The sequence below is a fragment of the Cupriavidus sp. GW823-FHT06D04 genome (assembly GCF_058795055.1).
The window spans coordinates 1-18064 of record NZ_JBXAHL010000049.1; the positions used below are offsets into that span (position 1 = coordinate 1).

Consider the following 18064-nt stretch of genomic DNA (forward strand, 5'->3'; position numbering starts at 1 on the left):
GGTCGGATATAAAGCCGCAACCCAACCTAGTCAGGTCAGAGCGCACAAAAACCTCGCAAACGGGAGGCGTTCATATAAAGTCATATCAGTATCTAGGGTAAGAGCCCTGTGTTGAATTGGGCACGACGGGATCTGTGCGGGCGGGTAATAGGCAACCGGAATTCCGACCGCGATACGATTCACGGTTGAGCAGGGGGCGCTCAGCCACGGCGAGACCTTCGTCACCGTCATGGATTGGACGGAGACGCTTGCCTTCGTCGGCCACCTGGCTTGCTCCACCGTTGCATTGCTGATCAGTGTAGCGTGCACGGTGCGCCACAGTGCCCCGATCCTCGAGCGGCCTTATATGTGAACTCCTCCAACATTAGCATCGGGAAGACACGAGCCATCGAGTACGTGCGCTTGCTGCTGGCACGCAACCATCCAAAGATGACGAGCTACCATGCGCAGTGCGAACACAAGCCGCGACACGCCGAGGGTCCGTTTTTTGCAAACCTGCTGGAAGCCGTAGGCGACCCCGAACCGAATGCCGGTTCCAATCCCGCCAAGCGCCTGCGCCTGTCTCTGCGAATTAGAGAGGCGGCAGCGAGGTCGGGGAGTGGGACTGTGCTCCTGTTCTGTGATGAAGCACAGCGGTACAACGAGAACGAGTACGAATGGCTGCGCGATGTACATGACGCGCTCGATCGCCAGCAGATCAAGCTGTTTACCTTTCTCGTCGGTCAGCAGGAATTTCTCGCTCAGAAAACGGCCATGCAGGTGGCAGGAAAGACGCAGATCGTCGCGCGGTTGATGGTCGAGGAATTGCCCTTTTATGGCATCCGAAACGCGAAGGACGTGGCGACGTGTCTGAGCGGCTATGATCCAACGGCGTATCCAGAGGGCACGCAATGGAGCTTTACCCGATTCTACATGCCCCAGGCTTTTGATGCTGGATATCGGCTGGTCAGCGATGCGGACGTGATGTGGGACGCCTTCGAGGCGGCGGCGTGCCGTTGAGATCCTGCTAAAGGATAGCGAGATCAGGGATTGCCCGGGCTACTGTCCGGAGCCAGCGTTATGGGCTCACGCGGTACGGCATTGCGGTCATGTCCAGTCTCGCCATGCAACCGGACGTGTGCTTGTCGCCGCCGCCTTGTGAGGGGAGAGCGCCGCGCTTTCCTATCCTCACGCTCGACGAGGCAAAGCTCACGCCGGCGCTGGGCTACGTATTCGACAAGAAGTGGATCGAGCCATGGGAGTCGCTTGTCTCGATCTTGTGGAAGTTCAAAATGGCGAATGGGTTGTCTGGTGCCGCGATGATGCGGTTGCTGAGGCCGGACCTGGATCCTTACGAGGCTATCCCACCGCGGCAGGGATCGGTGAATACTGTCCGGCTGAATGAGGCCTTGGGCTTGACCAAAAAGACGCTGCAGATGGCGCTCATCGAGAACGCCGAACAGCGACGCTATTGCGAAGTGCTCCGCTACTGTCGTTCCTGTATGTCACGCGGCTACCACTGCCTCTTGCATCAAATGGCGAGCGCGACTCGATGTCCTGCTCATCGTTACCCCTTGGAATCTGCCTGTCCTCGGTGCGGTCATGAAACGCCGTTTTGCTTGAACGTGCAACTTCTCGAGGCACCGTATCATACACGCCCCCGTCGACCACGAGTGCCGAGGAAATGCCTGCCAGCGTCGTACCACCGTAGGAAGTGCGCCCCCCGGCAGTACCGAGCAGGACCAGATTGGTACGGTAGCTGGAAGCGGGCGCGGACGCCGCCACCTCCAGAGTGCCAGCAGCGCTCGCCATGGCAGGCACCAACGCCAGGAGGAAGCAGTGTACGAGCCGGGCATATGCGGTGCTGCCGATGGAACACCTGGCGCTGGAGGCGGGCGGTGCATCGTTCAATCGCACCAACCTCGGCGACTTGATCGTCAGCCCTGCGCTGATTGCGTGGGGTTCGGGCGCGCTGCGCACGGTGGCTGCGATCGAATTTGTGCTGCCAACCGGCCAGTACGACATGCATGCGGCGTTGAACACGGGCAAGAACTACTACACCGCGCGGCCGGTGTTCGGCGTGTCCTGGTTGCCGAACGACAAGGTCGATGTCTCCGCAAAGATCACGTACAGCTTCAATTCCCCGAACAACGACACGCACTACCACTCGGGAAATCTGTTCCACCTTGACTATTCGGCGGGTTATGCCATCATGCCGAAGGTGCACGTTGGGCTGTCAGGCTACTTCGTCAAGCAGACGACGGATGACACGCAGAACGGGCAGTCGGTCAACGGCGATGGCTTTCGCGGGCAGGCGTTTGCGATCGGACCGGGGCTGCGTTATCAGTTCAGCAAGGTCAGCGTGGAAGCACGTGTCGTGAAGGAATTCTTCGTGCGCAACCGGCCTGCCGGCGAGGCAATGTGGGTGAAGGCGGTCAACCGTTCTGACGGAAAGGGACGCATGATGCCGCCCCAGAAGGGCGGCATCATGCCGCGCGTTACCGCGCGAGCCCCGCAAGACGCGGGAACAGCGGTAGCGCGTTGTCTCGGTTGACCGCAGCGTGCTGCTCCGTGCTCAGTGCGGGATGGGCGTCCTGCGCAGCGGTGAACGACGTGCTGACCGACGGCGGCGCATACGGGAAATCGCTGCCGTACAGCACGCGATCGGGCTGCGCGAATGCCATGAGGCTCGGCAGTGCGGACGGCGACGACAGCGCGGTATCGAAATAGAACGTCCGGAGCAGGTCGAGCAGCCCTTCGCGGTTGGGAACATCCTCGCGCACACCCGGCGCGAGTTCAGCGAAACGGTACGCCGCATACGGCAGGAAGCCGCCCGCATGCGACAGAATGATGCGCACGTGCGGATGTCGTGTGATCACGCCGTTGAGCACAAGCTGGACGGCGGTGCGTGTCGTGTCGAACGGATAATCGAGCAGCGGGCCGGGCATTCCGGGCAACGCGTCGAGCGGCGGCTTCGCCGGGTGGATGAATACCACCGCGTGGCGGCGGTCGAGTTCCGCCCACACGCGTTCAAAGGCCGCGTCGCCGAGATAGACGCCGTCGTAGTTGCTAAGCAGCACGACCCCGTCCGCGTGCAGCACATCGAATGCATGGCTGATCTCGGCGAGCGCGCCGTCGACGTCCGGCAGCGGTAGCGTCGCAAAGTGGCCGAAGCGCGTCGGCCACTTTGCAACGAGGTCCGCCCCGTACTCGTTCACTTTTCGGGCCATTTCACGCTTGGCTTGGCTGTTCCAGCCGTGTACCCCGGGCGCCGTCAGCGACAGCACACCAGTTTCGATTTGTAGCGAGTCCATGAACGCGAGTGCGCTGTCCGGACTCCAGTTCGGGCTTGTCCAGCCGGACGGGTCGCCACCGTGCGAGGGCAGTGCCTCAGCCCAGAATGGCGGGACGACGTGTTGATGGACATCGATGCGGTGACGGACTGACATGATTTGGCTCCTGTAGAGATATGCTGTGTTTCAGTGCGTTATCGTCAGGATGCACGCGATTGATTTTTCAATCCAATATATTAAATTTCGTGTTTGATCGTTTTTGGTGAAAAATCATCCGTATGGATCTTCGTCATTTGCGCTACTTCCTTGCGGTTGCCGAGGAAGGACATTTTGGCCGCGCCGCGGAACGGCTACATATCGTCCAGTCTGCGCTGAGCGTGCAGATTCGCGCGCTTGAGGAGGAGCTGGGAACGGCGCTGTTCCTGCGCAGCACGCGCAAGGTAACGCTGACGGATGCGGGCCGGCTATTGGTGATAGAGGCGCGTCGCACGCTCGAGCAAGCCGAGCATGCGAAGACGCTGATTCAGCGCGCCGCGCGCGGCGAGACGGGTGTAGTTCGGATCGGCTTCGTTGGTAATGCGGTCGCGACGGGGCGTCTGTCTGACGACCTGATCGCGTTTCATGGTGCGTGGCCGGACGTGGCGCTTGAACTGCACGAGATGGCGCCCGCTGCACAGCAGGACGCGATCCTGTCGGGGCGGCTTGATATCGGCTATTGCCCGGCGTTTGGCGTGGCCTTCGATGCAAAGTTCTCCGTGCGCACGCTCGGAAGCTGGGCATGGGACGTGGTGATGAGCGACCGGCATTCACTCGCAAAGCGGCGCACAGTGCCGGTCGCGGCGCTCGCGGACGAGCCCTTCATCCTCTATGCGGCCGAGGACTACGACGATGGGCAGTTGATAATGCTACGGCAACTGCTCGGCACCGAGCCGCATATTGCACAGAAGGTGAATAGCACGTTGTCGGTACTGGCGCTGACGGGCGCAGGTCTCGGCATAGCGCTCGCGCCGGCACCGCTGAGTCGGATTGCGGCGCCGAACGTCGTTTACCGGCCCGTCGGGAAGGGCGGCCCGCGATCGGAACTCGTTGCGATCAGCCTGATGGATGGCGAATGGGGGGCCGTGCAGCAGTACCTAGCGATGCTGGGCAAGCACACCGCATAGGCGCCGAATCGAAGCTCGCATCTCAACGTCACTTACCCGTCAATCGGACTTTCACGCGTGCACTCTTGAAGTAAGCGTCTCGCCGTCCCACCTTGCCGGTTGAGAGCGGTTGTGAGAGATCAGACGCGCTCAGCGTGCGGGACGCCAGTTGTGGGGAAGCAGCTCGTCGATGCGGCTGTTCAGGTGGGTGGGCAAGCGAGTCAACACATCATTGAGGTAGGCCCACGGATCGTGCCTGTAAAGCTTGACTGTTTGCACCAGGCTCATCACGATCGCGGCGCGCTGACCAGCCAGTTCGCTGCCAGCGAACAACCACGAGCGCCTTCCCAGGGCCCAGGGACGGATCAGGTTTTCCAAGCTGTTGTTGTCCACACTGACCTCCCCATCGAGGAGATGGTGGGTCAGCGTCGCCCAGTTCTTGAGGCTGTAGTCGAGCGCCTTGGCTGTGATGCTGCCGTCAGGCACACGTGACCGCTCCAGTTGCAGCCAGGCATGCAGTTCCTCCCACAGCGGCTTGGCGTCGCTGTGCCTCCTGGCCTGACGTTGCTCGCTGCTCAGCGTGGCGAGCTCTCGCTCAAGACGGTAGATCTGCGCGATGCGACGCAGCGCCTCTGGCGCGACCGTGCTGTTGCCCTGGTTCCGTAGCAGTTCGTCGTACCGACGTCGGGCGTGAGCAAGACATCCCGCCGCTACGCGACCGGGGCTGGCTTGCAACACGCTGTCATAGGCAGCGTATTCGTCGCGCACCAAGGTACCTTGCCAACATCGCTCGTTGCCGTCTTCGCTGGTACCTCCCAGGAAGGCAATCGGGTACTGCGCGCCTCGGCCAATACAGAAGTCGTAGATCACGCCAGGCAGTGGATCGAAGGCGCCGCGCGAATAGGCCCAGACGTACGCTCGCTTGGTCTTGCCGGCTCCCGGGTCGAGCATTGCCACCGGCGTCTCGTCGGCGTGCAGCACCCTTGCTGCAAGTACGAAGCGCTTGTGCGCTTCATAGAGCGGTTCAAGCGCCGCACCAGCACGCCCGGACCAGGCAGCCAGTGTTGAGCGCGGCGTGTGTACGCCCGAACGGGCGTTGATCGTCTCCTGCCGGTAGTACGGCAGATGGTCGACGAAGCGGCTGATCAGCGTGTGTGCCATCAACATCACGACCGGCGGCAGCACGCTCATGACACTTGAGGAGCGCCTCGCCTATCCTCTCCTCGCCAAGCCAGAAATGTGCTCGCTGAACATGGGATCGATGAATTTCTCGATTCACCCGGTGGCTAGGCGCATCTCGTCGTGGAAGTACGATTGGGAGAAGCCGTATGTCGAGGGAATGGAGGATTTTATTTTCAGGAACACGTTCAAGGACATCAAGCGCATCCTGCAAACTCTGGGAGAGTGCGGGACGCGCTTCGAAATCGAATGCTACGACGTCGGGCACCTGTACACCCTGGCCCATTTTGTCGATGAAGGGCTCATCAAGCCGCCGTTCTTCATCCAGTCGATCTTCGGCGTCCTCGGGGGAATGGGCCCGGATCCGGAGAATCTCACCATGATGCGCACCGTCGCCGATCGGCTGTTCGGCAGGGACGCCTATGCCTTCTCCATCCTCGGATCCGGCCGACACCAAATGTCGTTGCTGACGATGGGAGCAATCATGGGCGGGAATGTCCGGGTGGGCATGGAGGACAGCCTCTATCTTGCGAAGGGCGTCATGGCTGAATCGAACGCCCAGCAAGTCAGGAAGATCCGACGGATCCTTGAAGAGCTTTCATTCGAAGTCGCATCCCCTGCGGAGGCCCGGGCGATGCTGCAGCTCAAGGGTCGCAGCGAAGTCTCGTTCTAGAGCGTTTCCGGATCAACACAACGAGTGGAGGAATACATGGGTGCTGCAATCGTGGGCTGGGCGCACTTGCCCCTTGGCCGGTTCGACGAACTGAACCTGGAGGACCTGATCGTGCGCGCCGGTCGCCAGGCCATCGATCATGCTGGCGCGCCGCCCGACGCGGTGGACGGGATATGGCTGGGCAATCTGAACGGCGGTCTCGTGCCGGACAACTTTGCCGCGTCGCTCGCCCTGCATTGCGATGACGGACTGCGGTGGAAGCCGGCCGTCCGGGTGGAAAACGCGTGCGCGTCGGGCGCGGCGGCGATCTATGCCGCATGCGATGCGATCGAAGCGGGCCGAGCTCGGATAGCGCTGGTCATCGGTGCCGAGAAAATGACGACGGTGTCCGGCGCCGATGTGACACGGATTCTCGGCAACTGCGCGTACTCCGGCGAGGCGGGTCATCCCGCCGGCGGTTTCCCGGATATCTTCGCTGCGATTGCCCGAGACTATTTCGATCAGTATGGAGACCACTCCGCGACGCTCGCGCATATCGCGGCGAAGAATCATGCGAACGGTGTCGCCAACCCGTGGGCGCAGATACGCCGAGATCTCGGCTTCGATTTCTGCAACAGTGTTTCGGAGAAGAATCCGCTGATCGCGCCACCGCTGCGCAAGACTGACTGCTCACTGGTGTCAGATGGCGCTGCGGCGTTGATTCTGGCCTCGGAAGAAGCCGCCGCGGACTTTCAGGTGGCCGTGTCGATCCGGGCACGCGCGCAGGTCAACGACTATCTTCCGCTGGCGCGGCGCCGTGCGGTCGAATTCGAAGGGCCGACGCGCGCGTGGCGCAACGCACTGCATCAAGCTGGCTGCACGCTTGACGACCTTTCCCTCGCCGAAGTGCACGACTGTTTCACCATCGCGGAACTCCTGAGCTACGAAGCGATGGGGCTTGCGCCATTGGGGCAGGGCCATCGCTTGATCGAAGAGGGCGTAGTTGCGCGCGGCGGACGCCTGCCGATCAACGTCTCGGGCGGGCTCAAGGCGAAGGGCCATCCGATCGGCGCTACCGGCGTCTCGATGCACGCCCTCGCCGCGATGCAATTGACCGGCCAGGCCGGCGACATGCAAGTACCCGACGCCACACTTGCCGGTGTCTTCAACATGGGTGGGTCGGCGGTGGCAAGTTACGTCAGCATCCTGGAGCGCAGCCGATGAACATTGCCCCTCCTTCCTGAGCAGGGCCGCCTCGCGGCGCACCAGTTGTCCGGCCCTCGGCTCCTTCGCGCGGAAGTCCCAGGAGAAGCTTCCGGGTTACTACGGATTAGGTTATAGGCCAGGTGACCTATATTATTAAGCCTGCATTCACAGCAGGCGCCGCGCGACAGTCGAGGGTGCCGGAGGAGACACAAGGTGGAACACGGTGCCAATCGCGAGAGTCTGCCGAGGCAATTGTCGCAGTTGCCCATGCCTTTCGGTGGAGCCCGCCCCACGGTTGGCGCAGGCCTGGAATCGGGCATGGACAGGCTGGGAACCGGCATCCTTGTCGTGGCGGAGCAAGCTGTGCTTCCTGCCTCAGCCAGCGATTCGCACGCAAACACGATCCCGCGTCTTCTGTTCGACACCCCTTGGTGCAGTGTTGATCACCTGGCGGTTGGTTCCACGCGGCATCGCGTTCGCATGGAGCGGGAGGCGCACACGCTGATCCTGTTCGACGGGGGCAGCTATTGCACGGAGGGCGAACGCTGCCTTGATGGTTCACGGGCATTCCTGACCGGTCCGCTGGATGGCGGCGTGGATGTGGTGCCGGCAGGGTGCCGACTCACCGCCACGTCTGGGACAGCTAGCAACGTTGGATGCACGCTGATCACGCTGGACGCGGATTACCTCGCGGCTTGCATTGAAATGGAAACCAATGCGCAAGGCGAGGTGTTGCAACCGCGGATCAATATGCGCAACGACTTGATTACCACGCTCGCCAGCCGCATTCGTCGCTGGTCGGTCGTCGACGAATCGGATATGAGCGCCATGCAACGCGAGACGACCCTGATGCTGCTCGTGCTGGAAGTCGTGCGCTTGCAACGCGCGGCGGCCGCGCAAGGCAAGGACGTGCCCCGCGGAGGCCTATCGTCGCGGCGACGGCGCCTTGTTCGTGAGTTCGTCGCGGCCAATCTCGATACGCGCATCGACCTGCAGATGCTGGCCGATTGCGTGGGAATGAGCCGCTTTCACTTCTCGCGCGCGTTCAAGACTTCGTTTGGCTTGCCACCGCACAAGTACCTGATGGGTGAACGCATCCGGTTGGCGGCGGAACGTCTTCGCAATAGCGCTGACTCCATTACCGATATTTCGCTCCAGGTAGGCTTTTCCTGCTCGAGCGAGCTGACGCGGCTGTTCAGGCAGACGATCGGCTGCACTCCGCGCGAGTATCGGGCGCGGATCGTGGCAAGCGGTGGCTGATCAAGGTTGAAGAGGGCAAGGGCTGCGCGTGCCTATCTTGAGGTCTCAGAGACTGATGCTTAAACCAACTCAAATCCTCGGCAAGGGTGACAACACGGGTCGCACAAGACGCGGCAACAAGAGCACGCGCATCCCAGAGATCCTTGATATCGCGGCCCGGCTCCTGTCGCGGGACGGATACGCGTCGTTTACGACCCGCCGCGTCGCGCAGGAGGCCGGCATCCTTCTCAGCACGCTCCAGCACTATGTTGGCGCTCGCGAAGAGCTTCTTTCGAAGACCCTTGCCGGACTCATTGATCAATATACCCAGCTGTTTCAACGCGCGACGGCCGATGAAAGCGCATCGCCGACGACGCGCCTGCAAACGCTGCTTGATGCGTGTTTCGCTGAATTCGTCAGACCCGCCGTCGCGAATTTCTGGGTCGAGGTCTGGGCAATGGCCCGGCACGAGCCGCTCGCGAAGGAGTTGGCGACCAAGGCGTATGAGCAGGGTACTGGCAAGATCCAGAGCCTGATTTCTGAAATCCGCCCCGATCTTCCGGAATCGGAAGCCCTGCTCAGGGCGAGGGCGGTGTCAGTTCAATTGGAAGGTTTGATGGTGCTCTCCAGCCGATATGGGGAAGGGCCGGAGTTGGATGCCGCGGTGAATGCCGCAAAGGCGATCTGCGAGGCGATCGTGACTGCCGCTGCCACCCCGGACAAGGCGCAGATCCGCCTGTCGGCCGGCCCGGTTGTCCACGCTACCATGGCGTAGCCATTGCGCCGAGGGGCGGCTCCCGGTGCGGCGTACGCGCAGCCTGGTTCTCGCGCTGTTCGTAGTCCCACCGGATATCCGGCGGGACCACCCGTCTTTCCTGCCTCCCTATTCCTAGCGGATCCACGGCGCATCGTCGCCGCACTCGATCTCGTAACGCGCGATCGCGACGGCATGTTTCGCCGGACTGACGACGGCAAGTGCAGCGAGCGCGATGTGCCAGCGGTCGACTTCAAAGAAGCGACGCAGGGCGGGGCGCGTGTCACTGCGCCCGAAACCGTCGGTACCCAGCGCGACGTACTGTGCGCTGATGTACGAGGCAATCAGCTGCGGGTATGCGCGTACATAGTCGCTCGCGGCCACCACCGGCGTGCTGCCTGCGAGGCAACGCTCGACGTGGCTCTGCCTGCCACCCCCATCCGCCGTTTCGGCAAACAGCCGCTCGCGTTCGACTTCCCGCGCTTCGCGCGCGAGCTCCGAGAAGCTCGTCACGCTCCAGATTTCCGACGTCACGCCCCAGTCGTTCGCCAGCAGTTCCGCCGCCGCGATGACCTCGCGCAGGATCGCGCCAGAGCCAAGCAGGCGCACTGCTGGCACGCGAGCGCCCCGTGTACCCAAGTGGCGCATCCCCTTCACAATGTCATCATACTGGCTTTCGTCGATCTGCGCCTGAACGTAGTTCTCGTTGGTCACCGTCAGGTAATAGAACTCGTCGCGCTGGTCCTCGAGCATGCGGCGGCTACCGTGATCGATGATCACCGCGGCCTCGCCGGCAAACGCCGGATCATACGCGCGGCAGTTTGGAACTGTTGCCGCCATCAGGTGACTCGTGCCGTCCTGGTGCTGCAAGCCTTCTCCGGAGAGCGTGGTGCGACCGGCCGTCGCACCGATCAGGAACCCGCGCGCACGCTGGTCGGCGGCTGCCCAGATCAGGTCGCCAACGCGCTGGAAGCCGAACATCGAGTAATAAATGTAGAAGGGCAGCATCGCAACGCCATTCACGCTGTAGGAGGTTGCTGCGGCGACCCACGACGAAAGCGCCCCCGCCTCCGTGATGCCTTCCTCGAGCAGCTGGCCGTCCTTCGACTCCCTGTAGTACAACATCGAGCCCGCATCCTCGGGCTCGTACAGCTGTCCGAGCGGGGAGTAGATGCCCACCTGCCGGAACAGGCTCGCCATGCCGAACGTGCGGGCCTCGTCGGCGACGATCGGCACGATTCGGGGTCCCAGCTCGCGGTCCTTGAGCAGGTTGGTAAACAGGCGCACCACCGCCGTTGTCGTCGAGTTCTCGCGTACGTCGGGGCTCAATGCGAACTGCGCGTAGTCCGCCAGCGGCGGCACCTTCACCGACTCCGCGTGCGTTTCGCGTTTCGGCAGGTAGCCGCCCAGGGCCGTGCGCCGCTCATGCAAGTAGCGCGCCTCGGCGCTATCGTCCGCCGGGCGGTAGAAGCGCATTTCTGCGACCGCCTCATCGTCCAGCGGGAGGGCAAAGCGGTCGCGAAACGCCTTGAGCGCCTCGACGTCGAGCTTCTTCTGCTGATGCGCGGTGTTGCGCGACTCACCCGCCCGTCCCATGCCATAGCCCTTCTTGGTCTTGGCGAGAATCACCGTCGGGCGGCCGCGATGCGCTGCCGCGGCTGCAAATGCGGCGTAGAGCTTGCGGAAGTCGTGGCCGCCGCGCCGCAGCCCGTCGATCTCCTCTGGCGACATGTGCGAGACAAGAGCCTGTAGCTCGGGATCCAGGTCGAAGAAATGCGTCCGGTTGTAGTCGCCATCGTTTGCGCCGAGGGTCTGGTACTGTCCGTCGACGGTGGCCGCAAAGCGGCGCAACAGCACGTGGTGGTGGTCTCGCGCAAAGAGCGTATCCCAGTCCGAGCCCCAGATGACTTTGATCACATTCCAGCCAGCGCCGGTAAAGAGGGACTCGAGCTCCTGGATGATCTGGCCGTTGCCACGCACCGGACCGTCCAAGCGCTGCAGGTTGCAGTTGATCACGAACGTAAGGTTGTCGAGCTGCTCGCGAGCGGCGAGCGAGAGCGCGGCAATCGACTCCGGCTCGTCCATTTCGCCATCACCGAAAACGCCCCAAACGCGGCGGGATTTCGTATCCGCGATACCGCGGTGCTTGACGTATCGCAGAAATCGCGCCTGATAGATGGCGCTGATCGGGCCGATGCCCATCGAGCCCGTGGGGAACTGCCAAAACTGCGGCATCAGCCACGGGTGGGGATACGAGCACAGGCCGCCGCCGTCCACTTCCTGCCGGTAGCGTTCGAGCTGTGCCTCTGGCAGCCGTCCTTCGAGGAACGCCCGAGCGTAGATCCCTGGTGCCGAGTGCGGCTGGAAATACACTAGGTCTCCCTTTTCGGTTTCGCTGTCGGCGCGGAAGAAATGGTTAAACCCAACCTCGAAGATCTCGGCCGCCGAGGCGTAGCTTGCAATGTGGCCTCCGAGTTCGCCGTATGCCTTGTTTGCCTTGGCGACCATCGCGAGTGCGTTCCAGCGGATGATGGAAGTGATGCGTTCTTCCAGTGCGAGATTGCCAGGATAAGCGGGCTGGTTCTCGACGGCGATGGTGTTCTGGTAAAGCGAATACGGTTGGGCCGCGGGCGAGACGCCGAGATGTCTCGCATGCTCGGCTAGGCGCTGTAGCAGGAACGTTACGCGGTCGATTCCTGCGTAGCGTGCCACTCCGTCCAGCGCGTCCAGCCACTCGGCGGTCTCCTGCTGATCGTAATCCTGTTCTGGCTCAGCCCCAATCGCGACGCTCAGGACATTGTGCGGTTCAAACTTCATGTCGGTATGCTCGGTAGTTCGGGTGTCGTTGCTTGCACCGGGACATCTCCTGGAGGTGACGCGGGTCGCTCAAGGCGTGGTGCCCCCGGCGGCGCCGCCAAAGGCGGTCCACCCACCGTCGACAGGAAGAATGGCGCCGGTGATATAGCTCGAGAGTTCGGAGACCAGGAATGCCGCGACATTTGCCACTTCGCGCGGAGTGCCGAACCGGCCCATGGGCGTGCGTGCCTCGAGTCGCGACATGTCGATTATGCCTTCGCGGATTTGGCGCTCGGTCATCGGCGTCGCGATATAGCCCGGCGCGATCGCGTTGACGCGCACGCCGGCCGTGCCCCATTCGCAGGCGAGATTGCGCGTCAGCATTGCGACGCCCGCTTTTGCCGGACCGTACGCGTGACGGTAGGGAACGCCCACAACGCCGTATATCGACGAGACGTTCACGATCGAACCGTGACGTTGCGCAATCATCTCGCGACCCGCCGTGCGGGCCATTAGGAAACTGCCTCGCAGGTTGACGTCAACGATACGCTGCCAATCCTCGATAGCGAGTTCGACGGCAGGCGCCACCTTGTCGCTGATGCCGGCGCAGTTCACCAACGCGTCGATGCCACCGCATTGCGCGATCGTCGCGCTGACCATGGCGCGACAATCGTCTTCACGCGTCACGTCGCCCGCATGAATGCCGTGGGCCCCGATGGTGTCCTGGGCGGCGCCCAACGTCTCTTCTGACAGATCTGCGATGACGACGGTTGCGCCGTAGGCGATCAGCTGTTCCGCGGTGCTGCGGCCGATGCCGCTTGCACCACCGGTGATGAGAACTCGTTTGCCCTGAAGATTCAACTCTGAGCCTGACATGGCGGCCTCTCCTGAGAATGATGAGGGAATGGAATGGAATGGATGGAGCCGGCAGCCTACGCGAGCAGCGCTCCGGCTGAACGGAATTTGACAAAAGCGACGAGGGGCCGCCTCACGATTCGTGCGCAAGTCGGGTCCTTCTTGCGCAATATTGCCGGCGGTGAGCCGGCGTGCATCGCGTTCGCGACATGCCGATTGGAGACCTCGCACCCAATCCCGCAAGACTGTCCCGAAGCGGCAAGAATTGCCAAGCGGCGGCTGTCGGAATCCGACATCGTTCCCTGTGGACGGGAGGCGAACGCGTGACCGTTCGTCCACCCGGTATGACGACGCAAGGAGAGAACTCCAGGCGCGTCACCTGCCTTCGTAAGTACAGGAGAAAATGCATGACCGACTGCGCGAACCACCGCGAAAACCCGCACCCCGACAACACGACACACCTGACGTGGGTTGCCGAGTGCGAACGCCTGTGTCTGGATTTTGCCTACTTCGTCGACCGACGCGACTACGCGCGCGCCGTGGCACTCTTCACGGCGGATGGCACGTTCACGCGCAATGGCGATACGCTGCACGGCCCGGGGGCGATTCTTCAGTCCATGCATGCCCGGCCTGCCGAGATCGACACGCGCCACGTATGCACCAACATTCGTATCGATATAGGGCCCGACTCCACCTCGGCCCGCGGCACGTCATACCTGACCCTATATCGCGGCCCGAAGTCCGGCGATGGCACGGTGGCGGCAACGGTCGTTGCGGAATTCGATGACCGGTATCAGCGCACGCCAGGCGGATGGCGCATCGCGTCGCGCGTCGTCAGATTTGCGTTCTGAAGGTTGCTTCCCTCTCCCGCATGCGGGGGAGGGGATGGTCTCGGGTCAGTTGCCGAACAACGAACCTTTCACGTCGGATTGTGGAAGATGCACAGTGCGATGCAGCATCGTCTGCTCTGGCACACCCGCGCGAAGAAGGGCGAGCAGCGCCTCCGGATCATACTCGACGCCGATCGGGTTGAGCGCGAAGTGCGGCCCTTCCATGAATGCGTTGGCCTCATCGCTCGTATCGAAGCAATCGACCTGGAACTCCATTTGATTGCCGTCGGGATCGGCGTAATACATCGAGACGGTGATGCCGTGGTGGATGCACCAGTACGGCGTGATGCCCTGCTCCTTGAGGCGCGCGTAGTTCTCCAGCAGGTCGCGCAGCGAGCCGAACCCGTAGGCAACATGGTCGACCCCAACGTCGCCGCGCACGTTCGCCTCAGGTCCCTGCGGCTTGATCAGCGAGAGGTTGGCAATCGCGAACCGATGATGTTCGTCATCGTACGTAAGGAACGCGAGGGCGTCGGTCCGGAGCTGAACCGTTGCGCTGAAGACGGTGAGGTACCAATTCAGCATGGCGTCGAAGCGACGTGTGCGATAGACGACGTGGGCGAACGTCTTCGGCTTAAAGCTTGTTGACATGATTGTCCTCCTGGTGCCGGCCGAAGCCGGCGCGTGATTCAGATTTCGTCGACGACCGTGTTGCGCAGCTTGCCGATGCCGGACGCCTCGACTTCGATCACGTCGCCGGCCTTCATCAGCAGCGGAGGCTCGCGCACGATGCCAACCCCAGCCGGTGTGCCGGTCGAGATGACGTCGCCCGCTTCGAGTCGCGTGATCGTAGAAAGGTACTGGACGATGTAGCCGACATCCCAGAGCAGTTCGCCGAATTCGGTGCACTGCACAACCATCCCATTCAGTCGCGTCGTCAGTACGATCTTCGAAGGATCCTTGATTTCGTCGGTGGTGACGAGCCAGGGACCGAATGCGCCGCTGCCATCGAAATTCTTGCCGGCCAGAAGGCTGTGGTGCTGCAAGTCGCGCACGGACCCATCCATAACCAGGCTGTATGCCGCGATGTGTTCGTGCGCCCGATCCGCCGGGATCGCGCGACCTGCCTTGCCGATGACAATGGCGATCTCGCCCTCGAAGTCGTAAAAGGTGCTCGCGCTGGGGCGTGTCAAGGGCCTGCCATGCCCGACCAGCGACTGCGGGTGCTTGCTGAACACGAGGGGAAACTCCGGCGCGACAGCGCCGCCTTCTTCCTGGTGCGCCTTGTACGACAGCCCGAGGGCGAACATGCGCATGTCTGCACGCGGGTTCGGCGGCAGGAATTCTACCTCGTCGAGCGTGAAGTCGACTTGCCGGGTCCGCGAAAGCAGGCGCGCTTGGTCGAGCAGACCGCGGGAAAGCAGCGTGCGCAGATCCTCGCAATCGGGAAGCCGCGACGACAAGTCGAAGAAGCCGTTGTCGTCAACGATGCCATATCGGACTTTGTCGTCCGCTTCCACCGTGGCTAGTTTCATCTGATCTCCTGTGTGCCGACCGGTGTCGGCCAAAGTGCGACGATTGAAAAGTGCAAATCTCGTGACCTGAGGTGGTTATTCAAGGCGCAGGTCCGCGAGAAAGCGGTCGAGTGCGGCCGTCACGGCTGCGGGCGTCTCGAGCGGCGCAGAGTGGCCGGCGCCATCGAAGGTGACGAACTGTGAGCCTGTCACGGCGCAAAGATAGTGCCGAGCCAACTCGATGGGGCTGCCGGCATCGTGCTCGCCCCAGGCAATCAGGGTCGGCACTGTAATCGACGACAGTCGGTCAACCACCGAGCCGTAGGTGAGGGGCAGGCGCACCGCACGCGCGAGGCCGGAGCGGTCGTGCGAGCGCAGGCACGCCCGCGCGGCGGCCACGACCTCCGGGTGGTCGCGCCGTGTGGCCGGGCTGAGCATGCGTTCCAGGACGTCCTCAAAGAACGCCTCGATCCGGATATCGTCGCCCAGCAGCAGCGTCGTTGAGGCATCAGTGAGCCACGATCCGACAGCGACTGGCGGGCCAAAGGGCGTCGCGTCCATCACGACAAGGGCATGCACTAGCTCCGGGTACGCCAGCGCAAAGCGGGTGAAGATGGCGCCGCCTTGACTCAAACCGACGAGGATCGCCTTGCGCTCGCCCAAGGCGCCGATCAAGGCGGCGACGTCTTCCACCAAGTCGTCGGCGGTCCATCCTTCCGGCTGGAATTCGCTCTTGCCGTGCCCGGGCCAGTCGATGCTGACACAGCGGAAGCGCGCACTGAGCGCGGCGGCCTGTGAGTGAAACATGGTGCGGTCAAACAGCATGCCATGACCGAACAGGATCAGCGGACCCTGTCCGATATCGTCAAGCGCATAGCGGATACCGCGGACAAGAAGTGTCGATGTCATGCGGCATTCCTCGACACGACGCGTGCGCGACCAGTTAGCAGGTGGACGAACTCTTCCACGTCGGCAGGCAGGCTTTCGCCTCGCCAGGCGACGTGCTGGTCAGGGCGAATCAGCGTCAGCGGCCGGCCGAACAGGCTCCTGAGCGATTCGTCGGTAACCGACAGGTGTGCGACGGGCAACCCGGCAGCGGTAAGACGCTGTGCCGCGACACGACCCGCATCGGACGCTGGCGCGAGATCCAGCAATGTGTACTCGGGGCCGAAACGGTCGTATAGGGGGGCGCCAGCGTTGTCCCGATACATCGGGGCGCGGTGCCCCGGCACCGCGCAGGGGGTATTGCGCGCCGGATCGTAGGGGACATGTTCGGACGCCGCCTGGTCGCAAGCAACGATGGGCGAATCTGGATAGCGCAAATCCAGCACGATGCCGTCCGATACCCACTGCGGATAGAGATGGTTGCCGATATCCTGGCCCATCTGCTCACGCCTCGCATGGGTGTCGGCATCGTCGCCCTCGATCGTCATCCATTCCGCCAGACGGCCAAAAGAGGAATAGAGGCGCGCGTGGTTCTGAAGCACCTCCCCCTTCGTTCGCAGCACCATCGCGCGGCGCTCGACAGAATAACTGTCGAGAATGGCGTCGCCGGCCCAGCCACGTAGCACATGCGCGAGCTTCCATCCGAGATTAACGGCATCACCGATGCCGAGGTTGAGGTTGTGCCCGCCCAGCGGCGGAATGATATGTGCGGCGTCTCCGGCGATGAAGCCGAATTCGTCCCCGAACCGGTCGGCCACAAGATCGAAGTAAGAGAACGGAAAAGTGCGCTCCAGCTTGTAGTCGATCCCGGGCCCGACCAGCGCGCGCACGACCGCATCCGGATCAATATCGTTCTCGGTCGCGTCATCGGCCAGGTTGATCTGGAGCTCCCAGCGATGGCCCTGAATCAACCGCGCGATGCCTCGCACTTCCGGCTTGGAGACAACATACATGACGGCGTCGGTAATCCCGCGCTGACGCATGCTGGCAAGCAGATCCGGTGCGTCGAAGAAGACAGCGACCACACGCGACAAGGCACCATTCCCCTGATACGTCATGCCGAGCGTCTCGCGCACGAAGCTGCGCGCTCCATCGCAACCGACGACGTAGCGCGCACCGATGTTGCGCGTCACGCCGTCGGATTCCACGCCGACACATGCGGTGCCGTCGTCCCGCCGCGTCATAGACACAGCCTTTGACGAGAAATTGATCATGACGCCGAGTTGCTGGGCCTTTTCGAGTACGACCTGCTGCAATTGGCCCTGCGTGACCCAGAGCGCGTCCTCCGACGCATCAGGCAGGACGCGCTGCCAGCCGAGACCTTCGGCGCAGACGCTGGTGATCTGCCGACCGCCAAGGGTATCGACCAGCGTCACGTTCCCCGGCCAGCCCTTGGGGACGAAATTGATGTCTTTCAGCCGCTCGGCGATCCCCCACCGCCGCAGATGCTCCATCGAACGCTTGTTGCAGTTCATGGCTCGCGTCCACCAGCTGCCAATCTCCGGCAGCTGTTCGACGATCTGCACGCGGATGCCGCGCAATGCGAGCTCGACTGCGAGCGAGCCACCCACCGGCCCCGCTCCAACGATGAGGACATCGGTTTCCATGTCAACGGCGGAAGGCAGGGAGGAGTTGGGCAAATGGTCTGTCATGGCAGTGCGCCTATCGGGGTTTTTGGAC

At 62.6% G+C, this 18064-nt stretch carries 14 protein-coding genes and 2 pseudogenes; 8 read left to right on the forward strand and 8 right to left on the reverse strand.

Annotated elements, in window-relative coordinates:
• Nucleotides 1-348 precede the first annotated feature (348 nt).
• Nucleotides 349-1141, forward strand: a pseudogene (locus tag AC1Q7H_RS35265) (ATP-binding protein).
• A gap of 648 nt (nucleotides 1142-1789) precedes the next feature.
• Nucleotides 1790-2533, forward strand: a complete 744-nt coding sequence (locus AC1Q7H_RS35270) for a SphA family protein (RefSeq protein ID WP_492316659.1) — start codon at nucleotides 1790-1792, stop codon at nucleotides 2531-2533.
• On the opposite strand, the gene hndA is transcribed toward AC1Q7H_RS35270, so the two are convergent.
• On the reverse strand, nucleotides 2478-3428 hold the full coding sequence (hndA, locus tag AC1Q7H_RS35275) for a 2-hydroxy-1-naphthoic acid nonoxidative decarboxylase (RefSeq protein ID WP_492316658.1): 951 nt from the start codon (nucleotides 3426-3428) through the stop codon (nucleotides 2478-2480). The two genes, AC1Q7H_RS35270 and hndA, sit on opposite strands and share 56 nt — an antisense overlap.
• Before the next feature lie 122 nt (nucleotides 3429-3550).
• Here hndA and AC1Q7H_RS35280 point away from each other — a divergent pair, with 122 nt between their 5' ends.
• Nucleotides 3551-4435, forward strand: coding sequence for a LysR substrate-binding domain-containing protein (locus AC1Q7H_RS35280; protein ID WP_492316657.1), 885 nt, complete (start codon nucleotides 3551-3553; stop codon nucleotides 4433-4435).
• 129 nt (nucleotides 4436-4564) lie between these two features.
• Here the strand turns inward: AC1Q7H_RS35280 and tnpC are convergent, their stop codons facing one another.
• Nucleotides 4565-5605 (reverse strand): IS66 family transposase, encoded by a 1041-nt coding sequence (gene tnpC, locus AC1Q7H_RS35285; protein WP_492370402.1) that lies wholly within the window; start codon nucleotides 5603-5605, stop codon nucleotides 4565-4567.
• Here tnpC and AC1Q7H_RS35290 point away from each other — a divergent pair.
• From AC1Q7H_RS35290 to AC1Q7H_RS35305, 4 genes and pseudogenes are all read left to right on the forward strand, one after another.
• A pseudogene (locus AC1Q7H_RS35290) lies at nucleotides 5574-6266 on the forward strand (beta-keto acid cleavage family enzyme); the annotation flags it as partial. The gene tnpC and the pseudogene AC1Q7H_RS35290 overlap by 32 nt on opposite strands.
• A gap of 36 nt (nucleotides 6267-6302) precedes the next feature.
• Nucleotides 6303-7469, forward strand: coding sequence for an acetyl-CoA acetyltransferase (locus AC1Q7H_RS35295; protein WP_492316656.1), 1167 nt, complete (start codon nucleotides 6303-6305; stop codon nucleotides 7467-7469).
• Nucleotides 7470-7664: 195 nt separating this feature from the next.
• Entirely contained in the window at nucleotides 7665-8711 is a 1047-nt protein-coding gene (locus tag AC1Q7H_RS35300) for a helix-turn-helix transcriptional regulator (protein WP_492316655.1), read from the forward strand.
• A gap of 55 nt (nucleotides 8712-8766) precedes the next feature.
• Nucleotides 8767-9465, forward strand: a complete 699-nt coding sequence (locus AC1Q7H_RS35305) for a TetR/AcrR family transcriptional regulator (protein ID WP_492316654.1) — start codon at nucleotides 8767-8769, stop codon at nucleotides 9463-9465.
• A gap of 114 nt (nucleotides 9466-9579) precedes the next feature.
• Here the strand turns inward: AC1Q7H_RS35305 and mdeB are convergent, their stop codons facing one another.
• Together mdeB and AC1Q7H_RS35315 are read right to left on the reverse strand one after the other, a co-directional pair.
• The gene (mdeB, locus tag AC1Q7H_RS35310) at nucleotides 9580-12261 is read right to left on the reverse strand and encodes an alpha-ketoglutarate dehydrogenase (RefSeq protein ID WP_492316653.1); all 2682 of its coding nucleotides are present in this window, start codon (nucleotides 12259-12261) and stop codon (nucleotides 9580-9582) included.
• 69 nt (nucleotides 12262-12330) lie between these two features.
• Nucleotides 12331-13116 carry an SDR family NAD(P)-dependent oxidoreductase gene (locus AC1Q7H_RS35315; protein ID WP_492316652.1) on the reverse strand — a complete coding sequence of 262 codons (786 nt, stop codon included), beginning with the start codon at nucleotides 13114-13116 and terminating at the stop codon, nucleotides 12331-12333.
• A gap of 386 nt (nucleotides 13117-13502) precedes the next feature.
• On the opposite strand from AC1Q7H_RS35315, the gene AC1Q7H_RS35320 reads away from it, so the two are divergent.
• Complete coding sequence (locus AC1Q7H_RS35320; protein WP_492316651.1) at nucleotides 13503-13946, forward strand: nuclear transport factor 2 family protein; 444 nt, start codon at nucleotides 13503-13505, stop codon at nucleotides 13944-13946.
• A gap of 45 nt (nucleotides 13947-13991) precedes the next feature.
• Here AC1Q7H_RS35320 and AC1Q7H_RS35325 read toward each other — a convergent pair whose 3' ends face one another.
• The 4 genes from AC1Q7H_RS35325 to AC1Q7H_RS35340 form a co-directional block, all read right to left on the reverse strand.
• Nucleotides 13992-14576, reverse strand: a complete 585-nt coding sequence (locus AC1Q7H_RS35325; protein ID WP_492316650.1) for a VOC family protein — start codon at nucleotides 14574-14576, stop codon at nucleotides 13992-13994.
• A 38-nt stretch (nucleotides 14577-14614) separates the two neighbouring features.
• Complete coding sequence (locus AC1Q7H_RS35330; RefSeq protein WP_492316649.1) at nucleotides 14615-15460, reverse strand: fumarylacetoacetate hydrolase family protein; 846 nt, start codon at nucleotides 15458-15460, stop codon at nucleotides 14615-14617.
• A 75-nt stretch (nucleotides 15461-15535) separates the two neighbouring features.
• Nucleotides 15536-16348 carry an alpha/beta fold hydrolase gene (locus AC1Q7H_RS35335; protein ID WP_492316648.1) on the reverse strand — a complete coding sequence of 271 codons (813 nt, stop codon included), beginning with the start codon at nucleotides 16346-16348 and terminating at the stop codon, nucleotides 15536-15538.
• Nucleotides 16345-18036: an FAD-dependent monooxygenase gene (locus AC1Q7H_RS35340; RefSeq protein ID WP_492316647.1), complete on the reverse strand. Its 1692-nt coding sequence runs from the start codon at nucleotides 18034-18036 to the stop codon at nucleotides 16345-16347. The genes AC1Q7H_RS35335 and AC1Q7H_RS35340 overlap by 4 nt, the downstream gene beginning before the upstream one ends.
• Between the last annotated feature and the right edge of the window lie 28 nt (nucleotides 18037-18064).